The sequence below is a fragment of the Pseudoroseomonas cervicalis genome, assembly GCF_030818485.1.
Lineage (GTDB): Bacteria > Pseudomonadota > Alphaproteobacteria > Acetobacterales > Acetobacteraceae > Pseudoroseomonas > Pseudoroseomonas cervicalis_A.
The window spans coordinates 401389-416026 of record NZ_JAUTAJ010000002.1 but is presented as its reverse complement, the minus strand read 5'-3'; the positions used below and the strand labels follow the sequence as shown (position 1 = coordinate 416026).

The 14638-nt window shown below is 67.5% G+C and carries 23 protein-coding genes; 1 reads left to right on the top strand and 22 read right to left on the bottom strand.

Going from position 1 to position 14638, the window contains the following annotated elements; translation table 11 throughout:
• Position 1: 1 nt before the first annotated feature.
• The 22 genes from QE401_RS02635 to QE401_RS02530 form a co-directional block, all read right to left on the bottom strand.
• Positions 2 to 562: a head-tail connector protein gene (locus QE401_RS02635; protein ID WP_307136706.1), complete on the bottom strand. Its 561-nt coding sequence runs from the start codon at positions 560 to 562 to the stop codon at positions 2 to 4.
• Entirely contained in the window at positions 559 to 930 is a 372-nt protein-coding gene (locus QE401_RS02630; RefSeq protein WP_307136705.1) for a hypothetical protein, read from the bottom strand. Before QE401_RS02630 ends, QE401_RS02635 begins: the two co-directional genes overlap by 4 nt.
• Positions 927 to 1367 (bottom strand): hypothetical protein, encoded by a 441-nt coding sequence (locus QE401_RS02625; RefSeq protein WP_307136704.1) that lies wholly within the window; start codon positions 1365 to 1367, stop codon positions 927 to 929. Before QE401_RS02625 ends, QE401_RS02630 begins: the two co-directional genes overlap by 4 nt.
• A gap of 215 nt (positions 1368 to 1582) precedes the next feature.
• Positions 1583 to 1795 carry a hypothetical protein gene (locus tag QE401_RS02620; RefSeq protein ID WP_307136703.1) on the bottom strand — a complete coding sequence of 71 codons (213 nt, stop codon included), beginning with the start codon at positions 1793 to 1795 and terminating at the stop codon, positions 1583 to 1585.
• A gap of 56 nt (positions 1796 to 1851) precedes the next feature.
• Complete coding sequence (locus tag QE401_RS02615; RefSeq protein ID WP_307136702.1) at positions 1852 to 3051, bottom strand: phage major capsid protein; 1200 nt, start codon at positions 3049 to 3051, stop codon at positions 1852 to 1854.
• 11 nt (positions 3052 to 3062) lie between these two features.
• The gene (locus QE401_RS02610; RefSeq protein ID WP_307136701.1) at positions 3063 to 3776 is read right to left on the bottom strand and encodes an HK97 family phage prohead protease; all 714 of its coding nucleotides are present in this window, start codon (positions 3774 to 3776) and stop codon (positions 3063 to 3065) included.
• Positions 3773 to 5005 (bottom strand): phage portal protein, encoded by a 1233-nt coding sequence (locus tag QE401_RS02605; protein WP_307136700.1) that lies wholly within the window; start codon positions 5003 to 5005, stop codon positions 3773 to 3775. Before QE401_RS02605 ends, QE401_RS02610 begins: the two co-directional genes overlap by 4 nt.
• A complete protein-coding gene (locus tag QE401_RS02600) occupies positions 5002 to 6690 on the bottom strand; it encodes a terminase large subunit (RefSeq protein WP_307136699.1) in 1689 nt (562 codons plus the stop codon). The genes QE401_RS02605 and QE401_RS02600 overlap by 4 nt, the downstream gene beginning before the upstream one ends.
• Positions 6687 to 7154: a phage terminase small subunit P27 family gene (locus QE401_RS02595; protein WP_307136698.1), complete on the bottom strand. Its 468-nt coding sequence runs from the start codon at positions 7152 to 7154 to the stop codon at positions 6687 to 6689. Before QE401_RS02595 ends, QE401_RS02600 begins: the two co-directional genes overlap by 4 nt.
• A 306-nt stretch (positions 7155 to 7460) precedes the next feature.
• Positions 7461 to 7802 (bottom strand): HNH endonuclease, encoded by a 342-nt coding sequence (locus tag QE401_RS02590; protein WP_307136697.1) that lies wholly within the window; start codon positions 7800 to 7802, stop codon positions 7461 to 7463.
• A gap of 92 nt (positions 7803 to 7894) precedes the next feature.
• Positions 7895 to 8371: a hypothetical protein gene (locus QE401_RS02585; RefSeq protein ID WP_307136696.1), complete on the bottom strand. Its 477-nt coding sequence runs from the start codon at positions 8369 to 8371 to the stop codon at positions 7895 to 7897.
• A gap of 32 nt (positions 8372 to 8403) precedes the next feature.
• Positions 8404 to 8610 (bottom strand): hypothetical protein, encoded by a 207-nt coding sequence (locus QE401_RS02580; RefSeq protein WP_307136695.1) that lies wholly within the window; start codon positions 8608 to 8610, stop codon positions 8404 to 8406.
• Entirely contained in the window at positions 8607 to 8846 is a 240-nt protein-coding gene (locus tag QE401_RS02575; RefSeq protein WP_307136694.1) for a hypothetical protein, read from the bottom strand. Before QE401_RS02575 ends, QE401_RS02580 begins: the two co-directional genes overlap by 4 nt.
• Positions 8843 to 9166, bottom strand: a complete 324-nt coding sequence (locus QE401_RS02570) for a hypothetical protein (RefSeq protein WP_307136693.1) — start codon at positions 9164 to 9166, stop codon at positions 8843 to 8845. The genes QE401_RS02575 and QE401_RS02570 overlap by 4 nt, the downstream gene beginning before the upstream one ends.
• On the bottom strand, positions 9166 to 9525 hold the full coding sequence (locus QE401_RS02565; RefSeq protein ID WP_307136692.1) for a hypothetical protein: 360 nt from the start codon (positions 9523 to 9525) through the stop codon (positions 9166 to 9168). Before QE401_RS02565 ends, QE401_RS02570 begins: the two co-directional genes overlap by 1 nt.
• A 150-nt stretch (positions 9526 to 9675) precedes the next feature.
• Positions 9676 to 11079, bottom strand: coding sequence for a phage/plasmid primase, P4 family (locus QE401_RS02560; protein ID WP_307136691.1), 1404 nt, complete (start codon positions 11077 to 11079; stop codon positions 9676 to 9678).
• The gene (locus QE401_RS02555; protein WP_307136690.1) at positions 11072 to 11920 is read right to left on the bottom strand and encodes a bifunctional DNA primase/polymerase; all 849 of its coding nucleotides are present in this window, start codon (positions 11918 to 11920) and stop codon (positions 11072 to 11074) included. Before QE401_RS02555 ends, QE401_RS02560 begins: the two co-directional genes overlap by 8 nt.
• Before the next feature lie 181 nt (positions 11921 to 12101).
• Positions 12102 to 12560 carry a VRR-NUC domain-containing protein gene (locus tag QE401_RS02550; protein WP_307136689.1) on the bottom strand — a complete coding sequence of 153 codons (459 nt, stop codon included), beginning with the start codon at positions 12558 to 12560 and terminating at the stop codon, positions 12102 to 12104.
• Positions 12560 to 12787 carry a hypothetical protein gene (locus tag QE401_RS02545; protein WP_307136688.1) on the bottom strand — a complete coding sequence of 76 codons (228 nt, stop codon included), beginning with the start codon at positions 12785 to 12787 and terminating at the stop codon, positions 12560 to 12562. The genes QE401_RS02550 and QE401_RS02545 overlap by 1 nt, the downstream gene beginning before the upstream one ends.
• On the bottom strand, positions 12777 to 13034 hold the full coding sequence (locus QE401_RS02540; protein WP_307136687.1) for a hypothetical protein: 258 nt from the start codon (positions 13032 to 13034) through the stop codon (positions 12777 to 12779). Before QE401_RS02540 ends, QE401_RS02545 begins: the two co-directional genes overlap by 11 nt.
• Positions 13031 to 13327 (bottom strand): hypothetical protein, encoded by a 297-nt coding sequence (locus tag QE401_RS02535; RefSeq protein ID WP_307136686.1) that lies wholly within the window; start codon positions 13325 to 13327, stop codon positions 13031 to 13033. The genes QE401_RS02540 and QE401_RS02535 overlap by 4 nt, the downstream gene beginning before the upstream one ends.
• Positions 13324 to 13563 (bottom strand): hypothetical protein, encoded by a 240-nt coding sequence (locus tag QE401_RS02530; protein WP_475638064.1) that lies wholly within the window; start codon positions 13561 to 13563, stop codon positions 13324 to 13326. The genes QE401_RS02535 and QE401_RS02530 overlap by 4 nt, the downstream gene beginning before the upstream one ends.
• A 74-nt stretch (positions 13564 to 13637) precedes the next feature.
• Between QE401_RS02530 and QE401_RS02525 the strand changes: the two genes are divergently transcribed.
• On the top strand, positions 13638 to 14381 hold the full coding sequence (locus QE401_RS02525) for an XRE family transcriptional regulator (RefSeq protein ID WP_307136685.1): 744 nt from the start codon (positions 13638 to 13640) through the stop codon (positions 14379 to 14381).
• The last annotated feature ends 257 nt before the right edge of the window (positions 14382 to 14638 follow it).

Below are 14638 nucleotides of genomic sequence, written 5' to 3'. Positions count from 1 at the left end.
CTCAGCCGATCAGCATGTACGGCCGCAGCAGCCGCATGTAGGCGGGATTCTCGGCCAGCATCCGGGCAGTGGTGCCGCTTTTCTCGGCCTCGGCCTCGCGGTTCTCATAGAGCGAACCCAGCGCCAGGAGGACGGCAGCCTGGAGGGCCGCCGGCACCATCTGAGGCGCCTCATAGCCTGCCCGGAAGCGGATCACCGCCGCGCCAGAGGCGTCACCAAGGTCCAGGAATCCGCGGCCGCAGGTGGGGCCGGATGGCATCACCGCGCCATAGGCATCAGGGGCCACGGCCACGCCATCAAGCATGACGCTCTCGACCGACAGCAGCGGGGCGAGGGGGATCTGTAGAGGCTGGGACACGCAGCCCGCCGGCACGTCCAGTCGGTATTCCCAGGTCTGCGGGAGAAGGGCCCGCCCCGTCATGTCCTGCACGGACTGGACCGCTGCCGCGAGGTACAGCTCAATCATCACGTCATCGGCGCCGCTGTCCTGGCGCAGGTGCTGGCGAGCGATGTCCAGATCGATGGGCCGCTGCGTCGGCGGGGTGATGAGGCGGAGCGTCACGGGGGGAACCGCATCCAGCGGAAGCGCAGGCTCACCGTGCCCAGGCTCACTGCGGCGAGGCCGGGCGTGTTCCAGGTAATGCGCACCTGGCCAGCAGAGACCACATCAGCGATGGGATTGAGCACCGATCCAACAGAGATGCCTGCTGTGCCATCGGCGCTGACGAAGACCAGATCGCCGACTAGCACCCCGGGGACGGCCACGGTCGCAGTCGCCTTACCCACCGCCAAGGTGGCCGAGGTGTAGGAGACGACCGCGGTGCCGTGAGCCATGGGAGCGCCGGCCACCATGCCGTTCTGCGTGATCTCCTGTGCGGTGAGGCCGGTCGACGCCAGGAGCGCCGCAGCCAGGAGCGCGGCGCGGATCACTGCACCACCTCCGCCGAGAGCGGGGTCGCCGCTGCCGTGGAGATGCAGTTGATGGCCGCGGTGGTCACGAAGCCGCCGCCGCTGTGGCCCTGCACCAGGCTGGCATTGGGCATCAGCTTGCGGGAGGGCGGGCCAGCGGTCGCGGCCCCGCCCATCAGGTTGCAGTAGATCACCGCCGTGTCGCTCTGGTTCTGCAGAGCCAGGTAGAGCCGGCCGGCGCCCGCGACGCAGACGGCCGTCGAGGTCGTGCCAATGCTGCCGGCCCCGGTGCAGGCCGTGGCCACGCCACGGTTCGGGAGCGGCGCCGCGGCGGCGGGGAAATTGCCCACCGAGACCGTGCCAGCGACCTGCTGCGTGGCCGGCAGGTTGGACACCGACACCGAGCCGCTCACCGGCTGGGTTGCCGGGAAATTGGACACGGAGACGCTACCGCTCACGGGCTGAGCCGCACTTGTGGCCGGCGCCGTCAGCAGGGGGGAGGTAGACGTGCCGCACGGCGTGGCCGTCCGGCCGGTGGTGACGCAGTTAAGCACCACGCCCTGGATCTGCGTGCCGTCCGGCTGCTGCCAGGGCAGGAAGCCACCCTGTGCCACAGCGGCGCCGGCGCCAGCAGCGCAGAGCAGCCCCAGAGCGGCGAGCAGCCTGCGGCGCATCAGCGGCGCCCCTTGGCCTTGGGCTCGTCGGCCGGATCCTCGGCGGGCGGAGGTGCGGCCTTCTCAGCCTTCTCGGGCGCGACGAGGCCGTTGGCCCGCAGCTCCGCAGCGCGAGACGGGCTCACGCTCCACTCATCGCCCTCGCTGCGCCACTTCCCGGTCTCGGAATCCTCGAACACGGTCACGCTGCGCACCTTCACGGTGTCGGCCATGATGTCCTCCATCGGATGGTGAGAGAGGGCGGCGCCAGTCAGCGCCGCCCGTGGCGTCACGCCGTGACGAGGGTGCCCTTCACGAAGGCCTGCGGCCGGTAGACCGCGAGGCCCAGGCGCTCCTCGGCCAGGATCGTCACCATGTTCTTCACGAAGTTGTCCGCGTTCTCCGTGCTGATCAGGACCGTCGCATCCCAGCGATCGAAGATCTGCGCACCAAGGCGGAAGGCGCCGACCAGGAAGTTGTTCTGCGCCATCGCCTGCGTGGCCACGACCGGCAGGCCCCACAGCGTGGGCGCCAGGGTGCCCTGCGGGTTGCCGATGATATACTGGCCGGTGGTGTCCTTGGTGAGCTCGATCGTGGTCCAGTCGATCGGGTTCAGCACCATGCCAGTGGACGGATACTCCGCGAGGGCGGCCTGCAGCAGCGCGACACGGAGCTTGTCGATGTGGGTCGTGGTGGTGGGCGCACCGGCCGGGGCGGCAAAGGTGGTCGCCTGCGGCATGATGCCAAGCAGGTTCTGGCCGGTGCCGTCGCCGGTCAGCAGCTGCTGCTCCTCCTTGAAGGCCAGGCCGTAGCGCAGACGACCGTCGATGTAGCTCTGCAGCATCGGCGCGTCGGAGAGGATCTGCTTCGAGGCGGCGACCCAATGCGCGATGACACGGACAGGCGTGGTCACCTGCTCGAAGGTCATGTTGCTCTCAGGCTTCTGCGCCGTCTCGGCCACCGGGGCCGCATTGTTGGTGAATAGCGTCTCCTTCGGATACTCGATGACGCCGCTGGTGGTGCGGCCAGGCATGAGCAGATCGCGGACGGTCAGGCGGCGGTCGGGCAGCATAATCATGCCGGGGCGACGATCCGCCGGAACCAGAGAAGTTGTGCCGGAGACGCCAGAACCGACAGTGGTCGCGGCAGACGTGATCGCCTTGACCTCGACCGAGACGCGGCCCTTGAACAGGTCACGCTGCGCAAGGGCCGCCTTCACATCGTCGCTGCCGAGAACCATTTCGCCGATGGTTTGCGGCTCATCCGGCCGCCCGTCACCGCCCCGGCGAGCCATCTTCTGCTCCACCTCAGTCATGCGGGCAGAGATGGCGTTCATTTCGGCCAGGGCCCTGTCGGCGGAGGCCTTGGTCTCCTCCGTCACCTTGCCCAGGTTCTTCAGCTCGGTCATCGTGGTCTCAGCGTGCTTCTTCACGCTGTCGGTCGCGGCCTTCAGCTCCGTCGCGAGCTGGCCGAGGTCGATGTCCGCCATGTGGGGTGTCCTCAGAGGGTGAAGGCACGCAGCGTCTCGCGGAGATCCGCGAGCGCCTTGGCCTCATCAGGTTGGATGCTCGCCTCACCCTCTGCGCCCTCCCGGGCGATTAGGCTCTTGAAGCCACGCTCGGCGATCTGCGTGGCCTGCGACCGAGAGAATCCCCGCTCCCGCAGGAACTCCTCGAACTCGCGAAGGGTCGGAAGGGCGCCGGAATCCAGCGCCGACTTGATGCTGTCCACCGCGGCGAGCTGGTTGCTGGGCGCTGTGACGAGCGAAATCTCGACGAGATCCACCGCCTTGAGGGTGCGGCGCGGCTCGCCCGGCTTGCGGCCATAGGCCGCGCCATTCGCAGAGACGCGATAGCCGATGGACAGGCCCTTGAGCGCCCCATCACCCACCAGCGCACGCACGCGGCGGCCATAGTCGGTGTCGAGGGCGGACAGCCGGCCTTTGAGTCGCAGGCCCCTGCCGTCTTCGGTCGCCTCGGTCCACACGCCCGCCGGCAGCGGATCGCCGCCCATCGCGGGGCCGTGCTGCACGAACATCGCGGGCATGGTGCCAGCCGCCTTGTGCCGCGCCAGGGAGGCCGTGAAGGCGCCAGGAACCACCATGTCGCCATGGCTGTCCGTGTTCCCGAACACGCTGCCGTAGCCCTCAAGCTCCCCGGCCAGGCTGTCCCCGGCCAGCTTCACCTCCAGGGGCGCGAAGAAACGGTCGATCATTCGTCACTCCCAAGCGGCGGTCCGCCGTTGTGGCCCAGCATCTCCAGGGGCAGCAGGTTGGACTGGACGGTCAGCACGTCGCCGCCGGCCAAAGGCTCCAGGTTCTCGCGCTCGCGCATCTCGTTGCGCGTCATCACGCCGTTCTGCGCGAAGGTGGCGTAGAGGGCGGCGCGGCCGGCGCTGTCGGCGCGCAGCAGGCCCTCGAGGTTGAACTCGGCGTAGTAGCGAGAGCGATCCTGGGGCGAGATGAGCGACCGCTTCACAGCCTGCTCGATCTTCGTCAGGTAGGGACGCAGCGAGTAGGTCAGGAAGCGGATGTTCTGCTGTTCGAGCCCCGTGCCCCAGCTCGTCGTCTTCTCGGTGTGGCCGACCATGAAGGGCGGCACGCCATACCAGCTGCAGATCTGCTCGACCGAGACGGCCATGACCTGCATCATCTGTGCATCAGCAGGGCTCAGGCTGATGGACTTGTAGACGAACCCAGCCTCGACGAGCGGGATCTTCCCGGCGTTCTGCGCCTCGCGGAACCGCTCGAGCCACGCATCGGCGTCCTTCCGCTGCGCCGGCGTCAGAGTGTGCGGGGCCTCCATGACCGCGCTGCTGCGCAGGCCGTTGGAGTAGAGCTTGCCGGCCGCTTCATCCGCCGCCATCGCCAGGCCAAGGGTGTGCCGTGCCTGAGCGATCGGAGAGAGGCCAACCAGGCCGTCCAGACTGAAGCCTTTGATGTGGAAGACCTCGGCCTCGCCCATCTCGCGCGTGCCGTCGCGCGCATCCGAGTAGACGTAGGTCAACTCGCCGTTCTTCGCCCGGCGCACCACCATCTGCTCAGGCCGGAGGATACTCAGGGCGACCAGCCGGTCGCCCATCATCTCCTTCCGGGCGTAAGCGTTGCCCCACAGCAGCACGCAAGCCATCATCGCCTGCCAGAACTCCGCCGCGGTCATGTCCGCGTTGGGCTGGTCATGCAGCAGGGCGTAGAGCGAATGGTCTCGCGCCGGCGTCCTGCGCCCATTGCTGTCCCGCTCATAGACGCCCAGCGGTAGGGTCGCGATGGTTTCCGACAGCAGACGCACGCAGGCCCACACAGTCGCGATCTGCAGGGCAGAGTCGACCGTCACTGTCCGCCCGCTGTAGCTGTCCGCGCCGCCCAGGTAGAGCGACAAGCGAGGATCGGAGAGGCCGAACGACCTGCCCAGAGACAGGATGGCCTTGGTGAGCCAGCCTTTCATGCGAAGGCCGGGTTCGAGAGGAAGCCACTCAAGTCTGCGCCCCCCTCGTCCTGCATCGCCCTGCCGATCGCCATGATCAGCGCCATGGCCGCGTCAATCTTTTGTTCCGGGCGCGATTTGCGCGGAAACACGTTGGCCCGCGCATCGTAGTGGCCGACCACGTTGCCGATGCACCACTCCAGCACCGGGTTCCCGTCGTGCCGAAGGCGGCCCGAAGCCATCGCAGCTTCCAGCTCCTTGGTCGGCTCGCTCAGGTTCGAGGTGCGCATATGGAAGTCGATGACAGGCAGGCCATCCGCGGCCAGCGCCTGACGCATCTGCGTCGCGCCCCAGGGGTCAAAGGCCACGGAACGCACGTCGAAGCGGGCCGCCATCTGTCGGATGTCGGCCTCGATGGCGCCCATGTCGGTCTCATTGCCAGGCGTAACCACGATGTGGCCTTCCGCCGCCCAGCCCGGATAAGACGCGTTGCGGGCTTCCAGAACCGCCGCCTCATTGAGGTAACAGCGAGAGAAGACGGTGTAGCTTGGGCGCCCCTCGCGATCGGTCCCAGGAAAGGCGAAAGACACAGCGGCCAAGTCGGTCTTGCTGGCGAGGTCAACCCCGATGTGACAGGGCTGCCCCTCCATCATGTCCAGCGTCAGCGCCTCGTCAGAACAGGAGCGCCAAGCCCGGGTGCTGAAGAGGGCGTCGTCAGCGCCGACCCAGACGTTGAGGTGGCGCGTCTTCGCCGCGGCTTCCTGCGCCGGGTTGTTCCTGGCCTGCCGCATGATGGCGCGGATTGCGTCCGGCTGGACCGCCTGACCCCAGGACGGGTTGGCCTTGATCCATACCGCCTCGTCCCAGGGGTCATCCCCTTCGTCGATGGTGTAGATCAGAGCAAAGAGGCGGTCGTCTTCCTGCTGCCCTCGCAGCACCCGTACCGCGTAATCCCACAGCTGCTTGCCGATGCCCGAGTTGTTGCCCGTCGCCGTGCTGATGTTGATCAGCATGGGATGTTTGCGCTTGCCCATCGCCGTCAGCAGCACGTCGTAGACGTGGCTCGTCCGGTGCGAGCCGATCTCATCGCAGACCGCCGCCTGCACATTTAGGCCGTCCAGAGCCTTGGCGTCGGACGATACGGCGACGAACTTGGAAGCCGTCTTCGGCTGGTAGATCGAATGTGCCGCAACCTGAATGCCGCACCGAGCCCGGAAATCGGGGCTGCGGCGCACCATCTCGCGCGCAGTGTCCCATAGGATCCGCGCCTGGTCCCGAGAGACCGCCGCCGCATAGCCCTCGGCACCACCCTCGCCATCCAGGAACGTCAGGTACAGCGCGATCGGCGCCGCGAGGCTGGTCTTGCCATTACCGCGAGGCACGTAAACGGTGCCCTGTCGAAAGCGCCGCGTCGTCCCTCCACGCTCCACGAAGCCGAAGAGGTTAGCGAAGATGAACCGCTGCCATGCCATGAGGCGCAGCGGCTGGCCGGCCTCCGGGCCCTTGATGTTCGGCAGCAGCCCGGCGAAGACCATCGCCCGCTCGGCCAGGTCCGCCCTAAACTCCCACGGGCCGCCGGCATCAGACGCCTCGAGATCGCCCAGGAAGCGCTTCGCCGCGAGCCCGACCAGCTCAGCAGCCACCACCCGGCCGGCAACCACATCCTCAGCGTAGGCGATAGCCTCGGCAACGCCCGGAGGCGTCACACCACGCCCAGCTGATCCCACGGGCTCTCTTCTGCGACAGGCTCGCCCGCCACCTTGGAACGATCGGCCGGCGTCAGGCCCACCGATGCCAGCCACATACGGAAGCGACGATCCGCGTCAGCGATCATCGAAACCTCCGGATAAGGGCGGTGCATCACCGCGCCGGTCTGGCTCACAGTCTCGTAGGTCAGGCCGCCCCGCGCAGAGAGGGCCTCGCGAGCCGCATAGAGGTCGGCATAGGCTTCGCAAAGCCCCTCGACGGCCATCCCATCGGCCTCGGTCAGCACGCCCATGCGGTCGAGCAGCACCGAGACAGCAGCCCACGCTTCACGCGCTTTATCGCTCAGATGCGAAGGAGGCGCAGGCGGCTTCCGGCGGGGCTTGGGCTCGGCCTTATTGACGCGAGAAGGCCGCTCCGTGCCGGCGACCACCTTCAGATGGGTCGGCTTGCGGGGCCGGGCCATGTTTGGTCCCTCATTTTGGCTTTGCAGAAAATCACTTGGGGGCGCGGTCCCGGGCAAAAATCGCCCAACATTTGACCCCCCCCCCGCCCCGCAAGAATGTTTCGTTTTCTTGGCTTTGTAAGCAACATTATTGCGCATGCGCTTGGTGCATACGTAGGCATGCATCGGGCGCATGACTCGCCGCATTTTTTCGACCTGGTGACCGACTTTTTGGCCAAGGAATTTCTACTCGTGGAGAAGCCCGATCGACAGAGTGCGGCTACGAAAAAAACGCCTCAGATGACCGACTTATGCCAAACGGTTTTTCTACTCGCTGAAGCCTTGGGTCTGCACCCCGCTTGCCGTGAGCCGTGAGTGGCACGGCTTGCAGAGGCTCCGCAGGTTCGCCCGCGCCAGCCTCAGGTCCGGCCGGAGGGCGATGGGCTGGATGTGGTCGACCTCGGTCGCGGCCACGATGCGGCCGGCCTGATGGCAGAAGCGGCACAGAGGTTCGTCGCTTAGCACCTGCAGCCTCAGCCGCTGCCAAGCCCCATCGTAGCCCCGGGAGGCAGAGGAGCCGCGGCGGCGGTCCAGCGCGCTGAGTTGCTCGCGCCTAGTCTCGGTCGGGTTGTGGTGGGGAGGGCGGTGGACTGGCGGCTTGACCGGCATCCAACCCTCTGAAAAGCAAAACGCCCGAGGCCGTTGGGCTCCGGGCGCAAGTATGGCTCCGTCGATTGATCTATGCTTTCGCGACTCGGCTGTCAATAGTAAAAGCGCAGATGGTCAGCTAATGCTGTCGAGCCGCGCCGAAGCAGGTCGAGATGTCCCGAGGTCTTGGGGTACTCGCCCGCAGCGACCACCGCCAGGGTGTGCCGGCAGTCCGGTTGTGCCCGGTCGAGGAGCCGGCTGTAGGCGCGCCACGCAGAGGCCTGCTCGTCGGTCATCTCGGCAAACGCCACGACCCGCGAGCCATAGCCGGCGCACATGCCGGGCCGCCTCCCGCTCTCCTCGTACAGCTCAGCCAGCCGCTGCAGGGCGTCGCATTGCCGATCGGTGAGGAGCGCGAACTGCCGGTAATGGGCGATCGGCCCATCGTCCTGCATCCACCGGACCTTGACGCCGGCCTCGGCTGTCTCGACGAGGGAGGAGGGGCGGCACCGCATGGCCGGCCCGGTTGCCCCGTGGTCGGCCCTGGGGCGGCGAGGGGAGGGGGCGGTCTTCCTCTGCACCTTGGTCATGGTCGTCGTCTCCGTGAGCCCGTGGAGGGGCGTTAGCGGCCGGCGGCGCGCAGGGCTTCGATCCCTGCGGCGGTGGTCTTGTAGATCGGGCCTTCGTCGGTCCATCGCTCTGTGGCGATGAGGCCGCGCTCCTTGAGCTTGGAGTAAGCCTTGGCGACCTCGGTCTCCTGGAGGCGGCACAGCTCCCCGAACCTGAACCTGTCGAGGATGGTGCGGTCGGCGCCGGAGAGCGGGGTCATATGCCCGCCTCCCTCTCCGCCAGCATGAGGTGCCGAATGTGGAAAGCCTCCGAGTAGGTCGGGCTGCCCTTGCGCCGCGCATCGAACAGAACGCGCACCCAGACATCCGTGGAGCCGGCGGGGGTGAACACCTTCTGCACCGTTCCGACGCGGTCCTTGACCTTGGTCTCGACGGCGCGAATGAAGCATGAGGGATCGACCACCCGCACGCGGCTCCCGACGACAATCTCACTCATGGGGAAACCTCCCTCTCCGCCCGCTTCCGGGCTCGCCAGGCTTGGTTGTTGATGCGGTTGCGCTCGCGCGTCCGAGCGGCGCGCTGGGCGGGGGTGGGGCGGGGCGGCAATCCGAGGCGGATGCGCTTGGCCTCTCGCTTGGCCTGTTGCAGTTCTTTGTCCTGCCAGGCCTGGGCGTTGCGCTCGGAGGTACAGACAACGCAGTTGTGGCCGTTGACGTAGCGCGCCGCGACATGGCCGCGGCAGCAGGGCACCCCTGTGAAATACCGGACCGAGCCAAGCGCCTTCGCCTCGGCCCGGCTGGAGGGAAGCCGCTCCATCACCGCGCCTCCGGGCCGAACGGGATGTCATCCTCCAGGCCCGCCGCAACACGGCCCCCGCCGCGGCTCTGGGGCGGCTCCGGATGCTCCCCGGGAGTGCGGGTGCGGGGCTGGTAGCCAGAGGACGCGGAAACGGCCTGTGCGGGCTCCTGCGTGGCGCCCTGGCGCCGGTCCCGGTCCTGCGGCTGCACCTTCAGGGAAAAGAACTTCCCCTTGCGGCCTTCCTTGACCCAGGCGGCGATCTCGTAGGTTACGCCATCAAGCAGGAACGTGCCCTTGTGGGAGGGGTGGCGCTCGTTCTCGGCGCGCTCATTGCGGAAGAGCTGGCCAGAGCCTTCGCGCTGCTGGAAGTCGCTCATGCGGGGATCCTTGAGGAGAGGAGGGGGAGGTTGGGGGAGGGAGGGGGAGGGGCATTTCCCAACTCCCCCTCACGTGCGTGCGCGCGGGTGGGAAAGAGTTTGCGGGAAGGCCTCCCCCTCCTTCCCCCTCCCTCCCCCTGGATGTGCCTGCTATCCATTTTCGCCGGCCTCCGGAGCCTTGGTGGCGATGCCGGTGATCAGGTTCACGCCGCGGAGCTTGATGCGACGCAGACCTTTGGTGCGGTCGATCTTCTCGGCAAACTCGGGGCTGCTGAGCGGCGTCTCGCCGGCGCTCTGGCACCAGCCGCGGTAATCGGCGAACAGGGCGCCGGGCTTGGACGAGAGGGTGCTGTCGAAGATGCACCGCTCCTCCATCCAGCGACCGAACACGTCCTGCCGCTCGAAGTACTCGCCGCCAGCCTTCTGGATGGCCTCAGCCGTGCCCAGGCGGCCCTCTTGCCAGTCCAGGCACCCATCCAGCGCCCAGCGCAGAATGGCCGGGTACTCGGGCACCAGGCGGGCCTTGAGGTCGGGGTCAGGCGCTGGCGGCTGATGATCGAAGGGCACGATGCGCAGCCGGCGCTCCATGGCCGGGCTGCGGCCCTTCAGGCTGGGAGCGTGGTTGCCGACGATATGGAGCTTGAACTGCGGCAGGTAGGTGTAGACGCGGCCATGCGGCTGGCGGGCAGAGATGGGCGCCTCGTTGCCGGTGAGCTCCTTGATCTGGCTTTCGGCCCAGTGCCGCCCGCTCTCGGTCTCGGAGGCCGTGACGAGCCGGGCGCCGGCCATCTGGGCCCGATAGTATTCCAGGTTCTGGCGGGTGCCGGCGGTGAAAGCCTCGATCGGCATGGCCACCGCGTAGTGCCCCATGATGGCGGACAGCACGCCGGTGTAGACGCCTTTGCCGTTGCCGCCCCCGCCGTAGAGGAAGCACATCACCTCCTCGGACACGTCGCCTGTCAGGCAGTAGCCGGCCCAGCGCTGGAGGAACTGCTTGAGCTGCGCGTCGCCCTGCGTGGCGGCGTCGAGGAAGGCCTCCCAGTTGGGAGCGACCGTGCCGCGAGGGGCAGGCGCGACCGCAGCGTGCTTGCTGATGTAGTCGGTGGGAAGGCCGGCGCGCACGTCCCCGGTGCGGAGGTCGACCACACCGTCAGGCGTGCCCAGTAGCCAGCCATTGGCATCCCACATGGCCCCATGGACGGCGAGACGGGGATCCGACCGCGCCACCTCCTCGACCGCACGGACGAACTTGACCTTCGACATGGCCTTGCCGTCCTGCTCCTCGATAGCGCGCTCCCGCTCGCTCTCGACGAACCGCTTCACCCGCTCCATGGCGGATGCGACGCTGTCCTTCTTCCAGATCGACCCCGACCAGACAAACCACCTGCGGTCGTCATGGTCGTAGACGAGCTTGCCCTCGTTGGCCGCGGCAAAGCGCCTCGCCACGTCGGTCTCACCGAACGACATCGGGTTGGTGGCCGCGGCCGGGGGCGCCTCCGCGTAGCGGCGCGCAGCGAGATCAAACACCTTGGCCATCTGGTCGTCCTCAGGCATTGCGGCGCCCTTCGATCGGCAGACGCGCGCCGCCCTCAAGGCCGGATTTGATGGTTGCCCGGCACTCCAGGTCGTCGAGGCCGATGTATCGGCCGGCGGCGTAGATGGCGCAGACCGCTTCCTGCTGATCGAGCGCGCCACCAGCAACCAGGCCGCCGGCGGTGAAGGCCGCGCGGTTCAGGGTGGCGTTGCGGGTGCCGGGGCCGGCGCGCATCACCTCGTCGACCGCACGGGCCAGAGCGCGACGCGCACGCCCCTCGGTGACGACGCGCGGGGCGTCGGGGCGGAGAGGCTTCGCTTTGGGCACCAGCAGCCGCAGCAACCAAGCAGGCGCTGCCGGCGGCTCCACCTCCCAGGGCGGGACCGTCCACCGATAGGGCAGGCCGTCGCCGTTGCGGGACGGGGCGATGGTAAAGCTGTTCCGGCGGGCCTTAGCGTCCAGCCCCTTGGCCACGTATCCGCTGGCGCAGGACAGCGTCGCTGCCTCGGGCGTGGCCTTGAAGATCAGCAGGTGACCACCGGATCCAGAGCGACCGTGCGGCCGCGGCGGGAGCTGGCCATGCCGCTCGCAGAGGGCGCGCAGCGCGGCGACGCCATCCTCGTGCTTGGGCGGCACGTCCACGTCGAGGGCCCACACTCCACTGCCCTCAGGGATCACAACCCAGTTGCAGCCTGGGAACTTGGCACCCCATTCGGCTAGCTGGTCGAGGTCGGAAGTCGCGCTATCGACGTAGCCTTTCCAGAAGCCGGCGCGATTGCGACTGACCGGCACCATGCGCCAGCCGAGAAGGGCGAGCCGCTCAATGTCGGGGTGCAGGGCAGGAGACAGGGCGGCGCTCATTGGCGCGCCTCAACTAGGCCCGCGAACACCGCATGCAGCCGCTTGGCCCGCTTCGAGGAAAGCTTGTTGGGGCGTCTGCGCAGAGCGGCAAGGCACAGCCCGTAGGAGCGTGGGGTCAGGCGGTCCCGATAGTCCTCCATGAGGACAAAGGCGCACTCCCAGGCACGGCGGGGCTCGGCCTTCATCCGGACACCCTGAACCGCAGCGGCACGCCGGCGCGATCCATCAGCGCAGCAGCGTCCTCAATGGAGCGCACGATGCCGACGACGTGGCCAGCGCGGCGGAGCCGCTCATGCATGGCGAGCTGGGCGTCGGTCGCCCGGCCCACCTTCGACTTCATCTCGATCCAGACCGTGACACGGCCAGGAACGACGCAGCAGACATCCGGCATGCCAGTGAGGACGCCAGCGGCCTTGCGCGCTTGGCCGAACCTGGCGCCGGCGAACTTGCCCGGCCCCGAAGCCTTCTGCTCATTCGGGATGGCGAAGACGATGCTACCGTCAGGCAGCGCGCGCCGCAGATAGGAGACGACCTGCACCTGAGCGAGTCGCTCGGGGTTGCCACGCTTCTTCTTCGGGTCGGGGCGCGGATCGAACTGGGCGATCTCGTCCTCGATGGGGATCTCGTGCTGCACCAGCATTAGCGCCTCCCGTCCAGCAGCTCGCGGACACGGCGAAGGGTCAGGCGGTTGTCGGTCAGGTGCTGCTGCGCCTGCTCAGCCACGAAGCGAAGGTCACGGACCTCCTGCTGCACATCCGACGCCTCGCGCCAAAGGCGGATGCGGCCGAAGAAGACAGCGGGGTTCCAGCGCGGACATTCGATGGTCAGGCCGAGGGTTTTGAAGCGGCGGACGATCTCATCGCTCATCAGGCGGCGGTCCGTCGAGCATTCGGTTGATCTCCTCCCGCAGCTCCTTGCACTCACGCATGAGGGTCAGGAGCGTGGCGGTGTTCGGGGGGTTGGAGCCGTCCATCCAGTTGCGCGCGGCGCGGGGATCGGCATGGGCGATGTCGGCCACGCGCTGATGCGCGTACCGCAGGCCGCCGAAGTGCTTGCGCAGCACGCGCGACACCAGGCTGGTGACGGCGTCTTGGGTGATGGCGCCCGTGCTCATGGGCTGCATTTCCCGGGCAGAAAAAGACCTGAACATGTCTGAGACTCCATGGCTTTATGCTGGCCATGGAGATCGTCGTTTTCGGAGAAGTACGGAGCGTAGAGAGCAGCGCCGGGGTGGAGCCCGGCGCTGTTTTCGTGTGCGGCGCGCGCGTCGAGGTAGGCCAGGAACTCCGGGCCGGTCGCGGTGCCGAGGGAAGGGGTGACGGGGAGGGCATTGGGGACACCCTCCCCGTCAATCGCCGCCGCGGGCGGGACGGGGGATGCGGCGGCGAATGCGTGGGCAGCGGTCATGCCGCGCAGCCGCTGGGCTGGGCGGAGGAAGCCACCGCATGCTGATAGAAGTCGTTTGGCGTGACCTGTCCGCCTGTGGCCGCAACGATGCGAGCCATGTTCAGTGGAGACGGGATCTGCAGGCCGCGCCTGTACTTCCCGACGAGTTGCTTGTGAGCCACGCCAGAGCGCCGCGCGAACGCGGCGTCCGTCTCTCGGTTGGCGGCAAGCCATTCACCCAGGGTCATGGTGACCACGGTAACCGATTCCGGGACCTGAGGTCAATATAATGGTGACCGACAGAAGTCCCCGTTCGGGTTACCTGTGGGGGATGGATCCGACGCCGTCCGAACCTCATGCCCGCCTAGCCGACGCCATGAAGAAGGCGGGTCTCAGCGACCCTGCCCTCGGCAAGCTGGCCGACACCAATAAGCAGCAGATTTTCAAGCTGCGGACCGGAGCGACCCGCATTAGCCCGGAGTGGGCGCGCCGGCTGGCGCCGCACCTCGGCGTGGAATGGCCGTGGCTGCTGGGCATTGACTGCGAGCTGAAAACCGCCGGGGCCACGGACGCGGGCGGTGCCGCGGAGGTTAGGCCCGAGGTCCCCGCTGAGCGCTCAGGGCCAGGCGATGGCGTAGAGTATCGCGGCAGGTCGTACGCGTCCCTCCCGGTCTATGACGTGGCGGTATCCGCCGGCCCCGGCGCCTTCAACTCCGACCATGCAGAGCCTGAAGGCTGGTACCTCCTCGGCCTGGAGCATATCCGCCGCGTCACCCGCGCCCGTTTCGAGGACCTGGCGCTGGTCCGCGTCTCCGGAGACAGCATGTCCCCGACCCTGCTGAACGATGACCAGATCCTGGTTGATCGCTCGGTGCACAAGGTGGGCCGGGACGGGATGTATGTGATCGCCACGGGCGAGGAGGTCCAGGTGAAGCGCATCATGCGCGACTGGGCGAGCAAGACCCTCACCGTGGCGAGCGACAACCCCGCCTATGAGCCGTCCCGCGGCGTGCAGGAGGAGGACATCGTCATCCTCGGCCGGGTGGTGTGGATCAGCAGGAATGTGGGTGGGTAAGGAGCGCTGGACGCGCGGCTTCTTCGTGCCACCCCATTCCAAATAAAGAGAAAAGAATAAAAAAAGCCCCAAGATTGTCTCAATCTTGGGACCAACACTGACTCGCTTTTAACGGAAGCACTGCGGTATCCAATGCGGTGCTGACGACGCGGTCGACCTTGCAGAGCCGATTCGCGGACCGAGGGGAAACAGTCACCTCGGGGGTTATCCACAACGTTCGTGCGGTTATGCACGCAGCGGACTCCCTCGTCAAGCTT